The 20,067-nt window shown below is 59.5% G+C and carries 24 protein-coding genes; 17 read left to right on the top strand and 7 right to left on the bottom strand.

Annotation, left to right across the window (positions count from 1 at the left end; translation table 11 throughout):
* The first annotated feature begins 1 nt into the window (after position 1).
* The 12 genes from rpsE (at position 2) to rplQ (ending at position 6,446) form a co-directional block, all read left to right on the top strand.
* Positions 2–511: a 30S ribosomal protein S5 gene (rpsE, locus tag WOB96_RS12075; RefSeq protein ID WP_341371550.1), complete on the top strand. Its 510-nt coding sequence runs from the start codon at positions 2–4 to the stop codon at positions 509–511.
* Positions 435–710: a 50S ribosomal protein L30 gene (gene rpmD, locus WOB96_RS12070; protein ID WP_423229745.1), complete on the top strand. Its 276-nt coding sequence runs from the start codon at positions 435–437 to the stop codon at positions 708–710. Before rpsE ends, rpmD begins: the two co-directional genes overlap by 77 nt.
* Complete coding sequence (gene rplO, locus WOB96_RS12065) at positions 710–1,147, top strand: 50S ribosomal protein L15 (RefSeq protein ID WP_341371548.1); 438 nt, start codon at positions 710–712, stop codon at positions 1,145–1,147. The genes rpmD and rplO overlap by 1 nt, the downstream gene beginning before the upstream one ends.
* Positions 1,147–2,493 carry a preprotein translocase subunit SecY gene (gene secY / locus WOB96_RS12060; RefSeq protein WP_423229744.1) on the top strand — a complete coding sequence of 449 codons (1,347 nt, stop codon included), beginning with the start codon at positions 1,147–1,149 and terminating at the stop codon, positions 2,491–2,493. The genes rplO and secY overlap by 1 nt, the downstream gene beginning before the upstream one ends.
* A 2-nt stretch (positions 2,494–2,495) precedes the next feature.
* Positions 2,496–3,146: an adenylate kinase gene (locus WOB96_RS12055; RefSeq protein ID WP_341371547.1), complete on the top strand. Its 651-nt coding sequence runs from the start codon at positions 2,496–2,498 to the stop codon at positions 3,144–3,146.
* Positions 3,146–3,364 (top strand): translation initiation factor IF-1, encoded by a 219-nt coding sequence (gene infA / locus WOB96_RS12050; protein ID WP_423229743.1) that lies wholly within the window; start codon positions 3,146–3,148, stop codon positions 3,362–3,364. Before WOB96_RS12055 ends, infA begins: the two co-directional genes overlap by 1 nt.
* 18 nt (positions 3,365–3,382) lie before the next feature.
* Positions 3,383–3,496: a 50S ribosomal protein L36 gene (gene rpmJ / locus WOB96_RS12045; RefSeq protein WP_341371545.1), complete on the top strand. Its 114-nt coding sequence runs from the start codon at positions 3,383–3,385 to the stop codon at positions 3,494–3,496.
* A gap of 64 nt (positions 3,497–3,560) precedes the next feature.
* Positions 3,561–3,917: a 30S ribosomal protein S13 gene (rpsM, locus tag WOB96_RS12040; protein WP_341371544.1), complete on the top strand. Its 357-nt coding sequence runs from the start codon at positions 3,561–3,563 to the stop codon at positions 3,915–3,917.
* Between the two features lie 25 nt (positions 3,918–3,942).
* A complete protein-coding gene (gene rpsK / locus WOB96_RS12035) occupies positions 3,943–4,341 on the top strand; it encodes a 30S ribosomal protein S11 (protein WP_341371543.1) in 399 nt (132 codons plus the stop codon).
* Between the two features lie 24 nt (positions 4,342–4,365).
* The gene (gene rpsD, locus WOB96_RS12030) at positions 4,366–4,992 is read left to right on the top strand and encodes a 30S ribosomal protein S4 (protein WP_341371542.1); all 627 of its coding nucleotides are present in this window, start codon (positions 4,366–4,368) and stop codon (positions 4,990–4,992) included.
* Between the two features lie 24 nt (positions 4,993–5,016).
* A complete protein-coding gene (locus WOB96_RS12025; protein WP_341371541.1) occupies positions 5,017–6,039 on the top strand; it encodes a DNA-directed RNA polymerase subunit alpha in 1,023 nt (340 codons plus the stop codon).
* 20 nt (positions 6,040–6,059) lie between these two features.
* Complete coding sequence (rplQ, locus tag WOB96_RS12020; RefSeq protein WP_341371540.1) at positions 6,060–6,446, top strand: 50S ribosomal protein L17; 387 nt, start codon at positions 6,060–6,062, stop codon at positions 6,444–6,446.
* A gap of 51 nt (positions 6,447–6,497) precedes the next feature.
* Here rplQ and uvrA read toward each other — a convergent pair whose 3' ends face one another.
* Entirely contained in the window at positions 6,498–9,341 is a 2,844-nt protein-coding gene (gene uvrA, locus WOB96_RS12015; RefSeq protein ID WP_341371539.1) for an excinuclease ABC subunit UvrA, read from the bottom strand.
* A gap of 274 nt (positions 9,342–9,615) precedes the next feature.
* Here uvrA and WOB96_RS12010 point away from each other — a divergent pair, with 274 nt between their 5' ends.
* The 5 genes from WOB96_RS12010 to WOB96_RS11990 all read left to right on the top strand — a co-directional run bounded on the left by WOB96_RS12010 (position 9,616) and on the right by WOB96_RS11990 (position 12,729).
* A complete protein-coding gene (locus WOB96_RS12010) occupies positions 9,616–10,077 on the top strand; it encodes a single-stranded DNA-binding protein (protein WP_341371538.1) in 462 nt (153 codons plus the stop codon).
* A 334-nt stretch (positions 10,078–10,411) separates the two neighbouring features.
* Complete coding sequence (locus WOB96_RS12005) at positions 10,412–11,254, top strand: SirB1 family protein (RefSeq protein WP_341371537.1); 843 nt, start codon at positions 10,412–10,414, stop codon at positions 11,252–11,254.
* A gap of 26 nt (positions 11,255–11,280) precedes the next feature.
* Positions 11,281–11,616, top strand: coding sequence for a thioredoxin family protein (locus WOB96_RS12000; protein WP_341371536.1), 336 nt, complete (start codon positions 11,281–11,283; stop codon positions 11,614–11,616).
* A complete protein-coding gene (gene ampD, locus WOB96_RS11995) occupies positions 11,613–12,197 on the top strand; it encodes a 1,6-anhydro-N-acetylmuramyl-L-alanine amidase AmpD (RefSeq protein ID WP_341371535.1) in 585 nt (194 codons plus the stop codon). Before WOB96_RS12000 ends, ampD begins: the two co-directional genes overlap by 4 nt.
* Positions 12,190–12,729, top strand: a complete 540-nt coding sequence (locus tag WOB96_RS11990; RefSeq protein WP_341371534.1) for a GyrI-like domain-containing protein — start codon at positions 12,190–12,192, stop codon at positions 12,727–12,729. Before ampD ends, WOB96_RS11990 begins: the two co-directional genes overlap by 8 nt.
* Here the strand turns inward: WOB96_RS11990 and WOB96_RS11985 are convergent.
* From WOB96_RS11985 to murJ, 6 genes are all read right to left on the bottom strand, one after another.
* Entirely contained in the window at positions 12,726–13,706 is a 981-nt protein-coding gene (locus WOB96_RS11985; RefSeq protein ID WP_341371533.1) for an MBL fold metallo-hydrolase, read from the bottom strand. The two genes, WOB96_RS11990 and WOB96_RS11985, sit on opposite strands and share 4 nt — an antisense overlap.
* A gap of 59 nt (positions 13,707–13,765) precedes the next feature.
* The gene (lspA, locus tag WOB96_RS11980; RefSeq protein WP_341371532.1) at positions 13,766–14,224 is read right to left on the bottom strand and encodes a signal peptidase II; all 459 of its coding nucleotides are present in this window, start codon (positions 14,222–14,224) and stop codon (positions 13,766–13,768) included.
* Positions 14,224–17,034 (bottom strand): isoleucine--tRNA ligase, encoded by a 2,811-nt coding sequence (gene ileS / locus WOB96_RS11975; RefSeq protein ID WP_341371531.1) that lies wholly within the window; start codon positions 17,032–17,034, stop codon positions 14,224–14,226. Before ileS ends, lspA begins: the two co-directional genes overlap by 1 nt.
* A 5-nt stretch (positions 17,035–17,039) precedes the next feature.
* Complete coding sequence (locus tag WOB96_RS11970) at positions 17,040–17,975, bottom strand: bifunctional riboflavin kinase/FAD synthetase (RefSeq protein ID WP_341371530.1); 936 nt, start codon at positions 17,973–17,975, stop codon at positions 17,040–17,042.
* A gap of 86 nt (positions 17,976–18,061) precedes the next feature.
* Positions 18,062–18,508, bottom strand: a complete 447-nt coding sequence (locus tag WOB96_RS11965) for a DUF2203 domain-containing protein (RefSeq protein WP_341371529.1) — start codon at positions 18,506–18,508, stop codon at positions 18,062–18,064.
* Positions 18,501–20,063 (bottom strand): murein biosynthesis integral membrane protein MurJ, encoded by a 1,563-nt coding sequence (gene murJ, locus WOB96_RS11960; RefSeq protein ID WP_341371528.1) that lies wholly within the window; start codon positions 20,061–20,063, stop codon positions 18,501–18,503. Before murJ ends, WOB96_RS11965 begins: the two co-directional genes overlap by 8 nt.
* Positions 20,064–20,067: the final 4 nt, after the last annotated feature.

The raw sequence follows: 20,067 nt of genomic DNA, 5'->3' as shown, positions 1-20,067 counted from the left end.
AATGGCAAGAGAAGACAGAGACACAGGCCGATCTGACGATTTCCAGGAAAAGCTGATCGGGGTCAATCGTGTGGCCAAGGTGGTCAAGGGCGGCAGACAGTTTGGCTTTGCTGCCTTGACGGTTGTTGGCAACGGCGATGGGCAGGTCGGTTTCGGCAGGGGCAAGGCCAAGGAAGTTCCTGTTGGCATCCAGAAGGCAATGGACAGCGCCCGCAAGAACATGATCAAGGTTCCCCTGAAGAATGGCACCATCCATTACCCGGTCATCGGCCAGCATGGCGCTGCAAAGGTGGTTCTCCGACCTGCTTCGGAAGGTACGGGCATCATCGCCGGTGGTGCAATGCGTGCCGTGCTGGAAGTGCTTGGCATCCGGAACATTCTTGCCAAGTCACTTGGCTCGAACAATCCGATCAATATTGTGCGCGCCACGTTCAATGCACTGGAATCACTGTCCAGTCCGCAGGAAATCGCTGCAAAACGCGGCAAGTCGGTTTCTGACCTGCGCGGTTAGGGAGCAAATCATGGAAAGCGGAAAGAACGTTCGCATTACCCTTGTAAGAAGCCCGATCGCAACCCCTGCACGGCATCGGAAAACCCTTGCCGGGCTTGGTCTCAGGCGCATGAACCAGACTGTCGAAAGATCTGCTACACCAGCCCTCATGGGCATGGTTGCGCAAATCGGCTACATGCTCAAGTGTGAGGAATTCTAATGAAGCTTAATTCCATTCAGCCTGCGGCAGGCAGCAAGACAGCTCGCAAGCGCGTGGGTCGTGGCATTGGTAGCGGCCTGGGCAAGACCGCCGGTCGCGGCCATAAGGGCCAGCACTCACGCTCGGGTGGCTATCGCAAGGTTGGTTTCGAAGGCGGTCAGATGCCCTTGCAGCGGCGGCTTCCAAAACGCGGCTTCAGGAGCCTGAACCGTGGCGATCGTGCTGAAATCACGCTCGGCATGCTGGAGTCCGTCGCCGTGAATGGCCTGGTCGACATCGAGATTCTGCTGGCTCATAGACTCGTGCGGGGCACGCCGGACCGGATCAAGGTCATTGCCACGGGCAAGATTGAATCCGCGATCACGGTTCGTGGTCTCGAAGTCAGCGCCGGTGCCAGGACTGCAATTGAAGCTGCTGGTGGCAAGGTAGAAGCCTAATGGCTGGTCTCGGAGCTCGTAAGGGGTCCGGTGGAATGAGTGCAACCGGGCAATACGGTGAGCTTAAGCACCGGATTCTTTTTTTGCTGGGTGCCCTGATCGTCTACCGCATTGGTGCTCACATACCCGTTCCGGGTATTGATCCTGCGGCACTTGCGGTATTCTTTTCCCAGCAGCGAGGCACTATCCTGGGCATGTTCGACATGTTTTCAGGTGGTGCCTTGTCGCGCCTCACTGTCTTTGCCCTAGGCATCATGCCCTACATCAGTGCATCGATCATCATGCAGTTGATGGGGCTGGTATCGCCTACCATCGAGCAGTTAAAGAAAGAGGGCGAGGCGGGACGGCGAAAGATCACGGAATATACCCGGTACGGCACGGTCGTGCTGGCGACCTTCCAGGGCCTGGGAATAGCCATTGCGCTCGAAAGCATGCGCGCCAACCAGTTGCCAGTCGTCATTGAACCGGGCTGGTCCTTCCGCATCATGACGGTCATTACCCTGGTATCCGGGACGACCTTCCTGATGTGGTTGGGCGAACAGATTACCGAGCGTGGTATCGGCAACGGTATTTCGATGATCATTTTTGCCGGCATCGTGGCTGGCCTTCCACAAGCAGTTGGCGGCACGCTTGAGCTCGTGAGGACTGGCGAATTCCAGCCCCTGTTCGTGCTGATGCTGTTCGTCGTGGCCATTCTGGTCACCGCATTCGTGGTCTTCATGGAGCGGGCGCAGCGCCGCATACCGGTCCAGTATGCCAAGCGTCAGGTGGGCAGAAAGGTGTACGGGGGGCAAAGTACCCATCTGCCTCTCAAGGTGAATATGGCAGGTGTGATTCCTCCCATCTTTGCTTCCAGTATCATCCTTTTTCCTGCGACCCTGGCAGGGTGGTTCGGCAACATTGAAGGCTTTAGCTGGTTGCAACGCTTTGCCCAGTCCATAAGTCCCGGTCAGATTCTTTATGTTCTACTGTATGCGGCCGGCATTCTGTTCTTTGCCTTTTTCTATACGGCCCTGGTGTTCAACCCGAGGGAGACTTCCGACAATCTCAAGAAGTCTGGTGCTTTCATCCCCGGTATTCGACCTGGCGAGCAGACATCCAGGTACATCGACAAAGTGATGACCCGGCTTACTCTGGTTGGTGCCCTGTATGTGACATTGGTCTGCCTCCTGCCTGAATTTCTAATTGTCGAATGGAATGTACCATTCTACTTTGGTGGCACGAGTCTGCTGATTGTCGTGGTGGTGACCATGGATACCGTCGCCCAGATACAGAGTCATCTGCTGACCCATCAGTACCAGGGGCTGATCAAGAAGTCCTCGCTTGGTGGAGGGCGTCCGGGATGAGCATGAACATCGTTCTGCTGGGCCCCCCCGGAGTCGGCAAGGGGACACAGGCCAAACGCCTGAGCGCGGCGCTGGGCATTCCCCAGATTTCAACGGGTGACATGCTGCGCGCAGCGGTAAGCGCTGCTACTCCGCTGGGACTGGAAGCCAAGTCGCAGATGCAGTCCGGTGGCCTTGTCAGTGATGATGTGGTCATTGGGCTCATCCGGGAACGGCTGCAGGCGGAAGATGCCAGGGAGGGATTCATTCTCGATGGTTTTCCGCGCACGCTGAGCCAGGCGCAAGCCCTGGACCAGATGCTGTCTCAGGGCGGAAAGTCTCTTGATTCAATCATTCATCTGACCGCGCCTGATGACGAGATCGTGAAACGTTTGTCGGGCCGCATGCTCTGTCAGTCCTGCGGCGCGATCTTTCATGATTCCGTGAACCCGCCGAGCCGCGGTGGAGTCTGTGATGTCTGTGCTGGTCCCGTGGTGCGGCGGGAGGATGACCATCCCGATGTGATACGAGAGCGGCTTAAAGTCTATGCTGAAATGACCGAGCCTCTGGTTCAATATTATGGTGAGCGGTCTGGTTATGCCACGGTTTCTGCCGTAGAATCCCCGGACTCTGTCCAGGCAAAGTTGCTCAAGCTACTTGGAAGGGGATCATGATGGCCAAGGAAGATACGCTGGAGATGCAGGGAGAGGTGATCGAAAACCTTCCCAATGCCACATTTCGCGTGAAGCTGGAAAATGGACATATCGTCAATGCCCACATTTCCGGAAAGATGCGCATGCATTACATCCGGATTTTGCCGGGCGACAAGGTTACTGTTGAAATGACGCCCTATGACCTGTCCCGTGGACGCATTACATACCGGGCGAAGTAGGGATACTGAGAGGAAATCATGAAAGTAAGAGCTTCTATCAAGAAACTATGCCGCAACTGCAAGGTGGTGCGCCGCGAAGGCGTGGTTCGTGTCATCTGCACCGACCCTCGCCACAAGCAGCGCCAGGGTTGAAATCTTTTGGGCAAAGGTATATCCTTGCTCGTTTCCATTTAGGACCGGTTTCTGGAGAACTTGAATGGCCCGCATTGCTGGCGTCAATCTACCTAACAACAAACAGGCGGAGATTGGCCTGACATACATCTACGGGATCGGCAGGGTTACGGCTCAGCAGATACTGGATTCGGTTCAGGTTGGTCGCGCGACCAAGATACGTGATCTCACCGAGGCTGAGCTTGACCGCATTCGCTCAGCAATAGGCAAGGTTACCGTTGAGGGCGATCTTCGTCGCGAGGTGTCGATGAACATCAAGCGGCTCATGGATCTGGGTACCTACCGTGGCATGCGTCATCGTCGTGGTCTTCCGGTGAGAGGGCAGCGTACCAAAACGAATGCCCGCACCCGAAAGGGCCCGGCCAAGCCTATCAGCCGCTAATCTCTACCCTTAAGGAATACGATTCATGGCAAAAGCCCCACAATCTGCGGCCCGAGTCCGTAAGCGGGTCAAGAAGAATGTGGCAGATGGTATCGCCCACATCTTCGCATCTTTCAATAATACAATCGTGACGATCAGCGACCGGCAGGGCAATGTGCTCAGTTGGGCGACGTCTGGTGGATCGGGCTTCCGTGGCAGCCGAAAAAGCACCCCCTTTGCTGCGCAGGTCGCGGCTGAGGCAGCGGGTCGCAAGGCGCAGGAATACGGCATGAAGAATCTTGACGTTGAGGTCAAGGGGCCTGGGCCGGGCCGGGAAAGCGCTGTTCGTGCGCTGAATCTGGCTGGTTTCAAAATCAATAGCATCCGTGACGTGACGCCGATCCCGCATAATGGATGCCGCCCCCCGAAGAAGCGGCGGGTCTGATTCATTATCTTTTGGAGGTTCTGCGTGGCCAAGTATACAGATGCTAAATGCCGTCAGTGCCGTCGTGAAGGCGGCAAACTTTTTTTGAAAGGCGAGAAGTGCTTTTCTGACAAATGCCCCGTCGAAAAACGGGCTTATGCACCAGGCCAGCATGGTCAGCGCCGTAGTCGTACTTCGGAATATGGTACCCAGCTTCGTGAGAAGCAGAAGGTGCGCCGTATCTATGGCGTGCTGGAAGGTCAGTTCCGTCGCTATTACCAGGAAGCCGACCGGAGCAGGGGTGTGACGGGTGAAACCCTCCTGCAGTTGCTGGAACGTCGCCTGGACAACATTGTCTATCGCCTTGGATTTGGCGCTTCGCGGGCCGAGGCCCGTCAGATCGTACGCCACGACCATGTCCTCGTGAATGGCCGCAAGGTCAACATCCCGAGCTATTTGGTCAAGGCCGGAGATGTCGTGGAAGTTGCTGAAAAGGCCAAGAGCCAGCTGCGCATCAAGGCCAGTTCAGACGCGACGGAATCCCGCGGCTACCCTGAATGGGTCGAAGTGGATGCCAAGGCTTTGCGCGGCACGATCAAGGCTCTCCCGGTACGTTCTGACCTTCCTGCAGAGATCAATGAATCTTTGATTGTCGAACTGTACTCCAAGTAATCGGTTCCCGGCTGGAGAAAGCCAATGTCAGCTATTTCTGAGTTACTCAAGCCGCGTAGCATAGAGGTGGAGAAGGTTTCACCTTTTCGCGCTCGCATCGCCATGGAGCCTTTGGAGCGCGGCTACGGGTATACACTGGGGAATGCGCTTCGCCGCGTTCTCCTGTCGAGTCTTAGCGGCTCCGCCATCGTGGAAGTCGAGATCGAAGGCGTGCTGCATGAGTATTCCTCCCTGGAGGGTGTACAGGAGGATATCGTGGATATCCTGCTGAATCTCAAGGGTGTTGCCCTTCGTGCTGGTGCGCGCAAAGATGCGATTCTTACCCTGAAGAAGCAGGGACCGGGTGTGGTTACCGCTGGAGACATCTCCAGCGAACATGGCCTGGAGGTCGCCAATCCGGAACATGTCATTGCCACCTTGACCAAGGACGTGGAAGTGACCATGCGTCTGAAGATCGGGTTTGGCAGGGGTTATCAGCCCGCAGTCACCCGGGTCAGCAACGCAGAGCGTCCAATTGGCGTCATGAGCATCGATGCCAATTTCAGTCCGATTCTGCGGGTCACCTATGCCGTGGAAAGTGCTCGCGTCGAACAGCGTACCGATCTTGATCGTCTGGTCATGGACATCGAAACCAATGGCGTGATCGAACCGGAAACCGCCCTGCGTGAAGCTGCTCGCATCCTGCAGGATCAATTGTCCGTCTTCGTGGTCATGGAAGGCGAGACTGCTGCTCCCGTGGGCTCTGCGCAACAGGCCGGGATGGATCCGGTGCTGCTGCGTTCTGTTGATGATCTCGAGTTGACGGTACGGTCTGCAAACTGCCTGAAGGCCGAAGATATTTTTTACATCGGCGATCTGGTCCAGAAGACCGAGCATGAGTTGCTGAAAACGCCCAATCTCGGCAAGAAATCCTTGAACGAGATCAAGGATGTGCTCGCCAATCATGGCCTGGCTCTTGGCATGCGGCTGGAAAACTGGCCACCTCAGGAGCTGAAGGACCGTCCGAAACCCACCCTGAGCTATGAGACAGATTCGGCTTCCGGGTAACAGAACGAAAGGAAGGTATCATGCGTCATCGTAAAAGTGGCCGACAGCTGAACCGCAACAGCAGCCATCGTAAAGCCATGTTTTCTAACATGATCAATTCGCTGTTTCGGCATGAGGTGATTCAGACCACCTTGCCGAAGGCGAAGGAACTGCGTCGCTTCGCCGAACCCTTGATCACGCTGGCCAAGAATCCTACGGTTGCGAACCGCCGACTGGCCTTCTCTCGCCTGCGCGACCGCGAAATGGTGGTCAAGCTCTTTGATGATCTTGGTCCGCGTTTCAAGGAGCGTCCGGGTGGCTATACCCGGATCATGCACAATGGATTTCGCGCAGGTGACCGTGCGCCGATGGCCATCGTGGAGCTGGTTGACCGCCCGGCCAGCGAGAATGTATCGGAATCCGCCTGAATTTCAGTGCTGTGCCGATATGCAGGAAAGCCGGGATTTCTCCCGGCTTTTTCATGCCTGTTGATATTCCAGTTTGCTGTTTGTGCGTCTCAGGAGAGGGTTGAGATATTGGCCGGTATATGAGCGCGGGTGCTCGGCAATGTCTTCCGGGGTGCCTGTCGCGAGTATTTCGCCTCCGCGGGCGCCCCCTTCGGGCCCGAGATCGATCACCCAGTCTGCGGTTTTGACGACATCGAGATTGTGTTCGATGATCACCAGGGTATTACCCGCATCCCGCAGCCGGTGAAGTACCTGCAAAAGCAGGGAGATATCGTGAAAGTGCAGGCCTGTCGTGGGCTCGTCGAGAATATAGAGGGTGGCGCCGGTATCCCGCCTCGCCAGTTCCTTGGCAAGCTTGATACGTTGCGCTTCGCCGCCACTGAGGGTGGTCGCGCTCTGGCCCAATTCTATGTAGCCTAAGCCCACTTCCATGAGTGTCCTGAGCTTGCGTGCGACTGCCGGTATCGCTTCGAAGAAGCTGTAGGCGTCCTCTACGGTCATCCCAAGGATCTGGTCGATGCTCTTGCCCTTGTAGCTGATCTCCAGGGTCTCGCGGTTGTAGCGTTTGCCGGCACAGACATCACAGGGCACGTAAACATCTGGCAGGAAGTGCATCTCCACCTTGATCACGCCTTCGCCTTCGCAGGCCTCGCAGCGCCCGCCCTTGACGTTGAAGCTGAAGCGCCCTGGTCCATAACCGCGCGCTCTGGATTCGGCAGTGCCAGCGAAGAGCTCCCGGATCGGTGTGAACAGCCCGGTATAGGTCGCGGGATTGCTGCGGGGCGTGCGGCCAATGGGAGACTGGTCGATGTTGATGACCTTGTCCAGCTGTTCGAGCCCCAGAACATCACGGTGCGGCGCGGGGTGGGCCTTGGCCTGATGCAGTTTCCTGGCCGCCGCCGGATACAGGGTTTCATTGATCAGCGTGGATTTGCCGGAGCCGCTGACGCCTGTCACGCAGGTGAGAAGACCCAGTGGAATATCGACATCGATGTCTTTCAGATTGTGTCCGCTTGCGCCGACCAGGCGAATCCGACGGTCGGGATCTACCTTGACGCGCTGATGCGGGACGGCAATCTCCAGCTTGCCTGCGAGATATTTACCGGTGAGTGATTCAGGGTCATTCTGGATCTCTTCGGGAGTGCCCTGGGCGACGATCTGACCGCCGTGAATGCCGGCACCTGGACCAACGTCAATGACGTGATCCGCGGCGCGTATCGCCTCCTCGTCATGCTCGACGACGATGACGGAATTCCCGAGATCGCGCAGCCGACGCAGGGTGGCCAGCAATCTGTCATTATCGCGCTGGTGCAGGCCGATCGAGGGCTCATCCAGGACATACATGACGCCGACCAGTCCTGCGCCGATCTGGGAGGCAAGACGGATACGTTGCGCTTCGCCGCCTGAGAGTGTGTCCGCGCTGCGGTCCAGGCTCAGGTAGTCGAGCCCGACATGCAGCAGGAACTGCAGGCGTTCGCTGATTTCCCGCAGGATGCGCTCGCCAATGATGGCGCGCTGTCCCCGCAGGTCGAGATTTTCGAAAAATTCGCTGGTCTGGCTGATGGCCAGGTGTGATATCTCGTGAATGGCCTTGCCGCCAATCAGAACCTGGCGCGCCTCTGCGCGAAGACGGCTGCCCTGGCAACTGGGGCAGACCTGTCGGCCCTGATAGCGGCCAAGTTCCTCGCGCAGGAAGCTGGAGTCGGTTTCCCGGTAGCGGCGTTCCAGATTGGGAATGACGCCCTCGAAAGTGTGCTTGCGGATCTGTGAACCGTAGCGAAAAGGGATGACCTCACCCTTTGAGCCGTAGAGAACGATCTGGCGGACGGATTCGGGCAGGTCGCGCCAGGGTAGCTGCAGGTCGAAGTGATAATGGGCCGCGAGCGATTCCAGCATCTGGTAATAGGTTTCGCTGTAGCGCCGTTCCCAGGCCCGAATGGCGCCTTCCGGCAGGGAAAGCTCGGGGTTCGGTATGACCAGGTCCGGATCGAAAAAGGTCAGTTCGCCCAGGCCGTCACAGCTTGGGCAGGCGCCGGCCGGATTGTTGAAGGAGAACATGCGCGGTTCCAGCGCCGGAAAGGATGAGCCGCAGCTGGGACAGGCATATTTCTCTGACAGAAGCAGCTCCTGCCCGAAATGGTCACTGTCACCCAGGATGCCGATGATGACCTGACCGTCCGCGAGCCCCAGGGCGGTCTCCAGGGATTCGGCCAGTCTGCTGGCAGCCTCCGGCCTGACCTTCAAACGGTCAACCACGACTTCCACGTTATTTGCCTGCTTCTTATCCAGGGCCGGCACGTCCTCCAGTTCATGCAATTGACCATTGAGGCGTATCCGGACGAAACCCTGGCCGCGCAGCTGTTTGAACAGATGTTCGTGTTCACCCTTGCGATTCCGGACTACTGGGGCCAGAATCATGATGCGGCTGTCATGTGGAAGAGCCAGAACCTGGTCCACCATCTGGCTGATGGTCTGGGATTGAATGGGCTGGCCGCAGCAATGGGGCTCTCCGATACGGGCGTAAAGCAGCCGCAGGTAATCGTGAATTTCGGTGATGGTGCCCACTGTGGAGCGCGGGTTGTGCGAGGTCGATTTCTGCTCGATGGAAATCGCCGGGCTTAGGCCGTCTATGCTGTCGACATCAGGTTTGTTCATCAGCGACAGGAACTGCCGGGCATATGCTGACAGGCTTTCGACATAACGCCGCTGTCCTTCGGCATACAAGGTGTCGAATGCCAGGGAGGACTTGCCAGAACCAGAGAGGCCAGTGATCACCACGAGGCGGTCTCTGGGGATGGTAAGGCTGATATTTTTCAGGTTGTGTGTCCGCGCGCCACGAACTACGATGTTTTCCATGGAGAACTCCTCTAATGCCTGTATTATACGGGCATTGGAGTCTGGGTAGTAGTATTTTATCAGGGTATCCGCGGGCCTCCGCCCAGTTGCATGGAGTGTCTGGCAGGGGTATTCCGCATGATATCTGGCTATGTGCTATAATATCGCAGTTTTCTGCAGCAGGCGGTGATGTGGGCTCGCTGGCCACCTGCTGCTTTGGCTGGATCCGGGCGTAAAAGTTCGAGCAATGTGCTTGTTGCCTGAAACCCGGTTTGACTATTGGAGGAGCCTGTATATGGCCGGTGTAAACAAGGTAATTCTGGTGGGGCATCTGGGGAAGGATCCTGAAGTGCGCTATTCGCCGGGCGGGAGCGCGGTGGCAAACTTCAGCCTGGCCACGAGCGAACAGTTCAAGGACAGGGACGGCAACAAGCAGGAGCGTACCGAATGGCACCGGGTGGTGTTTTTCGGGCGTCAGGCGGAAATAGCGGGAGAATACCTGCGCAAAGGCCGGATGGCTTATGTGGAAGGGCGGCTGCAAACCCGCAAGTGGACGGATAAGGACGGCCAGGAGCGTTATACCACAGAGATCGTGGGTGACCGCCTGCAATTGCTCGGCGGCGGTGGCGGTGGTGGCGGCGGCGCAGAGGATCGCAGCGCCTATGACTTTGACCAGTCCCCTGCGCCGGCATCCTCGCGTGCGTCCAAGACGCCAGAGCCCGCGCATGATGATTTCGAGGACGATATACCGTTCTGAGCGGCTGGTAAGAAAGGGATGGCTTTGCCATCCCTTTGCCTTGTCTGCACCGCAGTCAGGGTGGAGACAGCTTCTTTCACTTCAAAGTGTTCGCCGGCGTCCGACATTCCTGGAACCGGTTTCTGACACAGCGTCTGTGATTTCAGCAGTATCCGCTCAAGTATCCTTTGACCTAAGTAATTCGTCGGGACGCCCGCTGCAGCGGGGATTCTGCCTTGGGGTAGACCTCTAGCCCCAATGCGGCTTGGGGCTGCTTTGCTATAGTTGCCTCCAGAAAGTCAACAAGAGATACGGCGCCATCTGCCAGCGGGGTACGCGGGATATGGAGACAAGCATGTGGCAAGGATCGAAGGACATAATGCGTGAGCTGACCCGGCTGCTGCGGGTGGAGAGCGACGGAAAGACCCTGCTCGGGGTGGGGTTGTTGATCACGGCCCTTGAAGATCAAATACCTGATATTGCCGGTGCCGAATCCTTCATGAACGGGCAGGCAGAAAGGGTGCGTGCCCTGGTTGCCGGGAGTACCGCGCCTGCGGACTGGATTGCCGCGCTCAACGAGATTTTCTTTCGGCAATGTGGATTCACGGGAAGTCCGGCGGGCAACTATGAGCCTGCCTTCTCGGATCTTTCCCAGGTACTTGGAAAACGAACGGGCATTCCGATCAGCCTGTCGGTGCTCTATCTCGAAATGGGTTGGCGCGCGGGATTGCCCCTGGTGGGCATCAATTTCCCGGGACATTTTCTTGTTGGGCTGGACACCAGGGGGGAGATCCTGCCCATCGATGTCCATGAGGGTGGGCGCCTTTTGACCGAGGCGGATTGTCAGGAACGCTTGCTGAAGGTCTATGGAGACAGCCTGCGCTTTGATCGTGGCATGCTGCATCCTGCCTCGCAGCGCGCGATCTGGGTGCGGATGCTCAACAACCTCAAGGGTTTTTTCATCCAATCCGGAAAGCAGGACCGGGCGGTCGAAATGATCGATCGCATTCTCCTGGTCGACCCGCGCCGTTATACGGAATTTCGGGATCGCGGTCTGCTGCAGCATTACGCCGGGCGCAAGCGCGAGGCCGCGGCGGACTTGCAGCAGTATCTGCATTTCGTGCCGGAGGCGCCGGATGCCCCCATGATCCGCTCCTTGCTCAAGGAGATACTGGAAACCTGCCCGCCCTTGCATTGAGGCGCCTGCACTTTCACAATCAGCGCATGAAGCCGATTTCAGAACTTGATTTCTATGCGCAGCTGGCCACACAGTCCGGGCTGCTTCTGCTGGTTTTTACTGCGCCGGGTTGTCGTAGCTGCCGGCTAATGAAGGGTTTGCTGCGCGAATATGAGCTGATTCGGAATGACCTGCAGGTCTGGGAAGCGGATGCCGTCGAGAATGGCGGCCTAGTGAGTGAGTACGAGGTGTTTCACCTGCCAGCCCTGTTCCTTTTCCGGGATGGCCATTACTGGCGTCCGATTGAAACCGAGGCGCGTGCTCCCGCACTGCATCGGGCGGTGGAGGATGCTTTGGCCCTGCCGCCTCTGGAGCCGCCATGAGTGCCATGATCGATACCGCTGGCTGGTACTCCGCGGCGCGCATTCTGCCTTCTCCCAATTTCAATGCAAGACCACCCGGCGTGGTGGTGGACCTGATCGTGCTGCACGCGATTTCGCTGCCACCCGGCCAGTTCGGTGGCGGTCATATCGAACGGTTCTTTCAAAACCGGCTTGAAATCCCTGCACATCCCTACTTTGCCGAAATTCAGCATCTGCAGGTGTCGGCGCACTTCCTGATCGACAGGGCGGGGTGCGTGACCCAGTTCGTGAGCACCGAGGATCGTGCCTGGCACGCCGGGGTCTCTTGCTGGTCCGCGCGAGAGAACTGCAATGATTTTAGCGTAGGGATCGAGCTTGAAGGCAGCGAGTCCGTGCCTTTCAGCGATGCGCAGTATGTGCAGTGCGCACGACTGTGCCGCCAGTTGCAGCGCAGATATCCACAAATCGGGGAGGACCGGATCGTCGGGCATCAGGACGTGGCGCCAGGTCGGAAATGGGATCCGGGACCGCAGTTTCGATGGGATGGTTTCAGGAGCCTTTTGCGTGATTCAGAGCGAGAACAAGGAGAAGAACTTGGTTGAGGGGAGTGTGTCGCGACGTCATTGGTCTGGCGGCTGGGTGGGCGCGCTGCTGGCTTTTGTACTGCCATTGCTGTTGATCGCGTATTTTCTCGGGGTTTTTGCGCGCCCGCAGGTGCAGGTCACTGAAACGGGGCCTTATCGCTACGCCTACCTGCCTTTTCAGGGGCCCTACTATCTGGTCAATGATAATCTGCAGAAACTGAAAAAGACTCTGGTGCTCGGGCGCGTGCCACATGGCGCGGCTCTGGGCGTGTTTTATGATGATCCCCGCAGCGTGCCGGAAAAGGCGCGCCGCGCCCGGGCCGGCTTCATCCTGCCAATGGATGCCCAGGTGCCGGCAGGGGTGGCATCGGATGTGATCCCCAGGCGGCGGGTGGTCATGGTGCAGGTGGAAGCACATCCGGCCATTGCCCCGATCAAGACCTACAGGGCCCTGGATGAATGGCTGAAGACCCAGGGAGTTGCCATGCACTGGCCTACGCTCGAACGCTACGGTCCGGGCCAGGTGGTGACGCTGGAGATGCCCTTCTAGGGCGTCTCCGGCGCAAAAAACACTTCCTGCTCCATTTCCCGGTACACGAAGCTGCAGTTTCTGCGGTGGTTTTCCGCGTACAGCGGGACCTTGTGCCAGTCGGGGAAATCGCACTCATCCACGGCACTTTCCAGGGATTCTCCTGCTTCAAGGGCCTGGCCCATCTTCGTTCTTAGTCGTTCGACATAGCGGTAGGTCTGTTGGAGCATGGGGAAGGGTGGCCGCTGTGCCTTGCCATGGCCCGGCATCATCAGTTTTGCATCCGGGAAGGCGCTCCTTAGCCAGTCTATGCCCTTGAGCGTTGCGCCTGAGTGGCCGTCGCCGATGTACGTGGTTCGGCCATTGAAGGCGAGATCCCCGATCCAGAGGATGTTCTCAGGCAACTGGCGAATCACCAGGTCCCCGTAGCTGTGATGGTGGTCGACGTTGTAGACCTCGAAACTGTGTTTGCCCAGCCTGAAAACCTGCTTGCTGAAGATGTCGCCGTCTATGGCCTGGTCCGGAGCAATCGCCCGAAACTCACGCATGTCCTGTGGAATGATCTCCCGACGGTAGTCTACGGAGCTTTCGAAGTCACTGGAGTGCAGATAGTCCTGCGTACCGGCATGGGCGATGACGGTGGCGCCACTGTCTTTCAGGGCGCTGGTGCCATAAGAGTGATCCGGGTGGTTGTGGGTCAGGATCAGGTAGCGGATGGGTTTGTTCGTGATCTTGCGAATACTGGCGAGTAAACGCTTGCCGAGCAGGGGCGTACCCAGCGCATCGATGACGACGACGCCGTCGGTGGTCACGACAAAGCCCGCGTTGCCATTGAAGCCCCGGTTCTGAGTGTTGAGTTGGGCGATATGGCCATAGACGGCATAGGTATTGGGCGCGATACGGGTGACGGGCAGGGTTTCCAGCTTTTCCGCCTGGGCCAGCACCGGGGTCAGCAGCAGGACGAGCATGACCCACCTACCAAAAATCCTAGCGATCATATGTCCCCCCTGGCCTGTACACATCTCAAAGTTTAGACCAATCTGGGGAGGCCGGTGGTCTATTTGCGCCGGAAGGTGTCTATCACCAGCATGATGGCTCCGGCGGTGATGGCAGCGTCGGCTATGTTGAAGGCCGGCCAGTGATGGCTCTGCCAGTAAACATCCATGAAATCGATCACATAGCCATAGATGATGCGGTCGATCAGGTTACCCAGTGCGCCGCCCAGGATCAGGGTCAGGGCGACGGCCACCCAGGTGGTGCCCGGGCGCAGGCGCCGCAAAAGCGCGGTGATCACCAGCGCGGCCACGACAGCGATACCACCGAAGAGAAAACGCTGCCAGCCGCCCGCCTGCGCCAGCATGCCGAAGGCTGCGCCATAGTTGTGCACCAGGGTCAGGTTGACGAGGCCGGGGATCACCGGTTGCGGACTATTGAGCACCAGTTCCTGCACTGCCCACCATTTGCTGATCTGGTCAAGCACGATGACCAGCGCGGAAAGCCAGAGGTATTGCAGCATCAGATGAAGTTCCTCTGCTCGCCCGCACCCGTGATGTTTGAAATGCATCGGCCGCAGATTTCCGGATGTTCCGGATCCTGGCCAACATCCGCCTGATGCTGCCAGCAGCGCGCGCATTTGGCATGGCTGGTCGGCTGGGCTGCGATTGCCAGGCCGGGTAGCTGCTTGGGGAGTTCGCCACGTTCGGAAATGTCCCGAATTTCCACATCGGCGCTCAGGAACAGGAAACGCAGTTCCCCAGCGCGATCCCCGACCCGTTCCCGCCAGGTCTGGTCAAGATAGAGCGTCAGCCCGGCTTCGAGATTCGCGCCGATCTGGCCGGCCTTGCGCAGGTTTTCGAGCACCTGGCCGACCGCCGCGCGCAGTTCCAGCAGGCGCTCCCAGTCGCCCAGCAGTTGCCCGGCCTCGGGCACCTCGGGCAGACGGTAATAGGTGCTCAGGAACACGCTCTCGGCGCGGCCGGTGCTTGGTAGCTGAGACCAGATCTCCTCGGCGGTGAAGGACAGGATCGGGGCGAGCCAGCGTGTCATGGCCTCCAGGATGTGCCAGATCGCGGTCTGGGCCGAACGCCTGGCGCGCGAGCCGGCCTGCGTCGTGTAGAGCCGGTCCTTGAGGATGTCGAGGTAGAACGCCCCAAGCTCGATGGCGCAGAAGTGATGGATGCGCTGGGTAATGCGCAGGAATGCATATTCGTCATAGGCACTAGTGATTTCCTGCTGGATGCGGGCGGTGAGCGCCAGGGCCCAGCGGTCCACCTCCAGCAGCTCCGGCACCTGCAGGGCGTCCTTGGCCGGATCGAAATCATGGATGTTGCCCAAGATGTAGCGCGCGGTATTGCGCACCCGGCGATAGCTGTCGCCCAGACGCTTCATGATTTCGTCGGAGATGCGGATCTCGCCGCGATAATCCTCGCTGGCCACCCATAGCCGCAGGATGTCGGCGCCCCATTTGTTGATGATTTCCTGGGGGGCGATGACGTTGCCGAGCGACTTGCTCATCTTGCGGCCCTGGCCATCGACCGTGAAGCCGTGGGTCAGCACCGATTTGTAAGGGGCGCGTCCGCGGGTGCCCACGCTGGTGAGCAGGCTCGACTGGAACCAGCCGCGATGCTGGTCTGAGCCTTCCAGGTAGAGGTCCGCGGGACTGCGCAGTTCGGGACGGGCGTCGAGCACGCAGGCATGCGACACGCCGGAGTCGAACCAGACATCCAGGATGTCGCTGACCTTTTCAAAGTGCGGGCTGGCGCAGTGTGCGCACTGGATGCTTTTAGGCAGGAAGTCTTCGGCCGGGTGGTCATACCAGGCATCCACGCCACTGCGCTCGATGGCTTTTGCCACGCGCTCGAAGGTGTTGGCATCCCGCAGCAACTCGCCACAATCGCTACAGACGAAGGCAGCGATGGGCACGCCCCAGCTACGTTGGCGGGAGACGCACCAGTCCGGCCGGTTGGCGACCATGCTGTGGATGCGGGCCTGCCCCCATTCCGGCAGCCAGCGGGTATCATCGATGGCCTGCAGGGCCTTGTCGCGCAGGTTGTTGCGTTCCATGCCGATGAACCATTGCGGTGTGGCGCGGAAGATCAGGGGTGTCTTGTGGCGCCAGCAGTGCGGGTAACTGTGCGGGTAATCCTCGGCGTGGACCAGGGCGCCGGTTTCCCGCAATTTGTCGAGTACCAGCGGATTCGCCTTGAGCACGTGCTGACCGGCAAAGAACGCCGTATCGGGCTTGAACACGCCGCGATTGTCCACCGGATTTTCCGCTGCCAGGCCATACTTCAGGCCGACCTCATAGTCTTCCTGGCCGTGCCCTGGCGCAGTATGCACGGCACCGGTGCCGGTCTCGAGCGTCACGTGTCCGCCGAGGATGACGGGCACCTGTCGATCCAGGAAGGGGTGCCGGAGCTGGAGGCCTTCGAGCTTGCTGCCGGGGAAGCGGGCGAGCACCTTCGGTTCGCTCAGGCCATAGCGATTCAGCGCGGATTCGAGCAGGTCGGCGGCGAGAATGAGCTGCTTGCCGCCAGCCTCGACGAGCACGTAGTCAAAGTCCGGGTGCAGGGCCACGGCCTGATTGGCCGGCAGGGTCCAGGGCGTGGTAGTCCAGATAACGATCGCTGCCGGCACCGGGCTGGCCAGCCCCAGGCGTTGCGCCAGGTCTGTCGGATCGGCGACAAGGAAGGCGACGTCGATGGCCGGGTCCGTGCGGTCCTGGTACTCGACTTCGGCCTCGGCCAGGGCGCTGCCGCAGTCCGCGCACCAGTGCACCGGCTTGGCGCCCCGATAGAGGCCGCCGTTGACCGCCAGCTTGCCCAGTTCGCGGACGATATTGGCCTCATAGCCGAAATTCATGGTCAGATAGGGATCTTCCCAGTCCCCAAAGATGCCCAGCCGCTGGAAATCCACTTTCTGTGCCTCGACCTGGCTGGCGGCATAGCTGCGGCAGGCGGCGCGAAAGGTGCTCGCATCCACTTTCTGGCCGACCTTGCCGATCTTCTTTTCGACATTGAGTTCGATGGGCAGACCGTGGCAGTCCCAGCCCGGCACGAAGGGGGCATCGAAGCCGGCCAGCTGGCGCGACTTGATTACCATGTCCTTGAGCACCTTGTTGACGGCGTGTCCAATGTGGATGTTGCCGTTGGCGTACGGCGGGCCGTCATGCAGGATGAACTTCGGCCGGCCATCGCTTTGCTGGCGCAGACGCTGGTAAATCCCCATTTCCTGCCAGCGCGTCAGCATTCCCGGTTCGCGCCTTGGCAGGTTCCCCTGCATGGGAAACTCGGTCTGGGGCAGGTTCAGCGTATCCTTGTATTCCATGGTGTTCAAATTCCTTGATTTTGGAGCAGGCGGCGACCCTGCTCGACATCCAGCCCGATCTGTTGCCGCAGCTCATCAAGGCTGGCGAAGCGTCTTTCCTCGCGGATCCGGGCAAGAAAATGCACGAAAAGCCGTTCACCGTAAAGATCCGGGTTGTGGTCGAGAATATGTACTTCCAGCAGCGGTGCCGCTCCGTTGACCGTAGGCCGGGTACCGAGGTTGGCCACCGCCGGCAGGCGCGAGCCGTCCGCCCGTTCGGCAATGACGGCAAAGACGCCCGTCATCACCGGCTTGCGCCCGCGCAGGGAAATATTGGCCGTGGGGAAACCGATCTGGCGCCCGCGCTTGTCGCCATGAATCACCCGGCCGCAGATGCCATAGGGGCGGCCCAGCTCACGCCGGGCCTGTGCCAGATCGCCGGCAGCCAGACAGGCGCGCAGGCCCGTGCTGCTGACGCGCAGGCCATCGAGACAGACCGGCGGCATGACCGTCACCGTAAAGCCATGTCGGTGGCCAAGCTGTTCGAGCATGTCAGGATCGCCCTGACGGGCCCGGCCGAAACGAAAGTCGTGACCCACGAGGACCTGCCGCGCGTGCAGCCCATCGACCAGGATCTGGCGGACGAATGCCCGCGCGTCGAGCTCCGCCAGGGCGCGCCGGAAGGGCAGGCAGAGCAGGTTTTCCACCCCGAGCTGCTGAAGTGCTATGGCCTTCTCGCGCAGACTGCTCAGGCGCGCGGGCGCGGTCTCGGGGTGAAAATATTCCCGGGGCAGGGGCTCAAAGGTCATGATGACGCTGGGCAGGGCCTGGGACATGGCCTGGCGGATGATCGCCTGATGGCCCAGATGAACGCCATCAAAGTTGCCGATGGTGACGAGGCTACCCCGATCCAGGCCGGGAATGGCCTCAGGGCGCGTATACAGGTGGATTTTTTTATTCATATCCGGGCAATAGCCTGCCACTGACCCCAGGAAACAGACCGCTTAGGGTACAAGTTGCGGACCGGATCGTCCAGAGATGCGAGGGCTCAGGCGCCCCGGGCCCATTCAGGCTGCTTCAATGCGATGACTTCCGCGATGGGGCGGCGGCCAGTAAAGCCCTTGTGGTAGGGGTGATAGTGCGCCAGCTCTTCTTCCGGGTAGCGCCAGCAGAGATAGCCATCGCCGGTATCGAAGTCCACCAGCCAGAGGCCCTTGACCACCAGGCCCAGGCGCTCCATCTTGGCCACCCAGTTGCGTACCACCAGTTCATAGGCCTGTTCGAGAGATGCCACGTCGTTTTTCAGGGTGAATGCTTCACGCAGGCGCCGGCTGATCGGATTCAGCTCGGAGGCACTTTCAGCCGTGATGCGACGCACCAGCGGAAACAGGGTCCGGGCGCTGGATAGCGTGAAGATTCGCGTTTCCCCTGGTGGGCGAATGCTGACGATGTCGTCCACGGCGCAGCTCGATGCGCCATAAAATGCCTCACCCATTTCCACGTTTCCTCTTGGATAACTGTTTAAGCGCTTTAAGCTCTGAAATATTCAATAACCAGCCGGCAGCAAAAAAGGCGCCGGCACCCAGGGCCACCAGGCCCAGCAGCCATAAAAGTCGTTGTGGCATGGCGAGAGCCAGCCACTGCGAGGCATTTCCCTGTGCCAGATAAAGCAGTCCCCCCATCACCAGGCTCGCCAGCAATACCGAAAACACCATCCGGCCCCAGCCCGGCAGGGGCGTATATACCTGCATCCGACGCAAGGTCCGGTAGAGCAGGCTGGCGTTGACCGCGGCTGCCAGCGTGGTGGCCAGGGCCAGACCGGCATGTGCCAGCGGCCAGACCAGCATGACGCTGAAAAGCATGTTCGCAAACAGCGCGATGATGCCGATTTTGACAGGAGTGCGCGTGTTCTGGCGTGCATAGAAAGCCGGAGCCAGCACCCGCACCGCAATGATGGGCACGATGCCCAGGCCATAGCCGATCAGGCTCATCTGGCTCATCGCGACCGCGTGCATGTCAAAGGCGCCATACCGGAACAGGCTGATCAGCATGGGTTCGCCAAGGATCAGCAGGCCCACGGTGGCCGGAATGCCAATGATGACCACCAGGCGCAGTGCCCAGTCCAGCGTCCCGTTGAAGCGTTCCTGGTCATGGGTGGCCTGTTGCTCGGACAATGTCGGCAGGATCACGGTTCCCAGCGCCACACCAAAGACGCCCAGCGGGAATTCCACCAGGCGGTCGGAATAATAAAGATAGGCGACGCTGCCGCTGGCCAGAAAGGACGCGAGGATGGTGCTCAGAAAGAGGTTGATCTGGGCGACCGAGGAACCAAAGATGGCCGGTCCCATCAGCTTGAGCACCTTGGCGACACCCGGATCGCGCCGGCGCAGACGGGGGCGCGGCAGGCGCCGGATCTGCAGCAGAAAGGGGATCTGGAAAAGCAGTTGCACCAGGCCACCCAGGAAGACGCCCCAGGCTACGCCGAGCGCGGGATTGCCGAGCCAGGGCGCCAGCACCAGCGCGGCAAGGATCATCGACAGATTGAGAAAGACCGGCGTGAAGGCCGGCACCGAAAACTTGCCGTAGGTGTTCAGGATGCCGCCGGCCAGGGCGGTCAGGGAGATGAAGAAGAGATAGGGAAAGGTGATGCGCAGCAGATCCACTGTCAGCGCGAACTTGTCAGGTGTGTCGCTGAATCCCGGTGCGATGAGCATCACCACCCAGGGGGCGGTCAGCATCCCGAGCAGGGTCACGCCGAATACCGCCAGCCCCAGCCAGCCGGTGACGTCGTCGATGAAGGCTCGGGTATCCTGCTCGCTGCGGGTGGCCTTGTATTCACCCAGGACCGGCACGAAGGCCTGGGCGAAGGCCCCTTCGCCAAACAGGCGCCGAAACAGGTTCGGTATCCGGAAGGCCACGAAAAAGGCGTCCGCCAGAGCCGAGGCGCCAAAGGTGCGCGCCAGGATGATGTCGCGAATGAAGCCCAGCACCCGGGACACCATGGTATTGGCCCCGATGGTCAGCACACTCTTCATCAAGCTTCTGCTCAAGAGA

Source organism: Thermithiobacillus plumbiphilus (genome assembly GCF_038070005.1).
Lineage (GTDB): Bacteria > Pseudomonadota > Gammaproteobacteria > Acidithiobacillales > Thermithiobacillaceae > JBBPCO01.
Note: the sequence above shows the minus strand (reverse complement) of the source record. Positions and strands in the feature narration are given on the sequence as shown.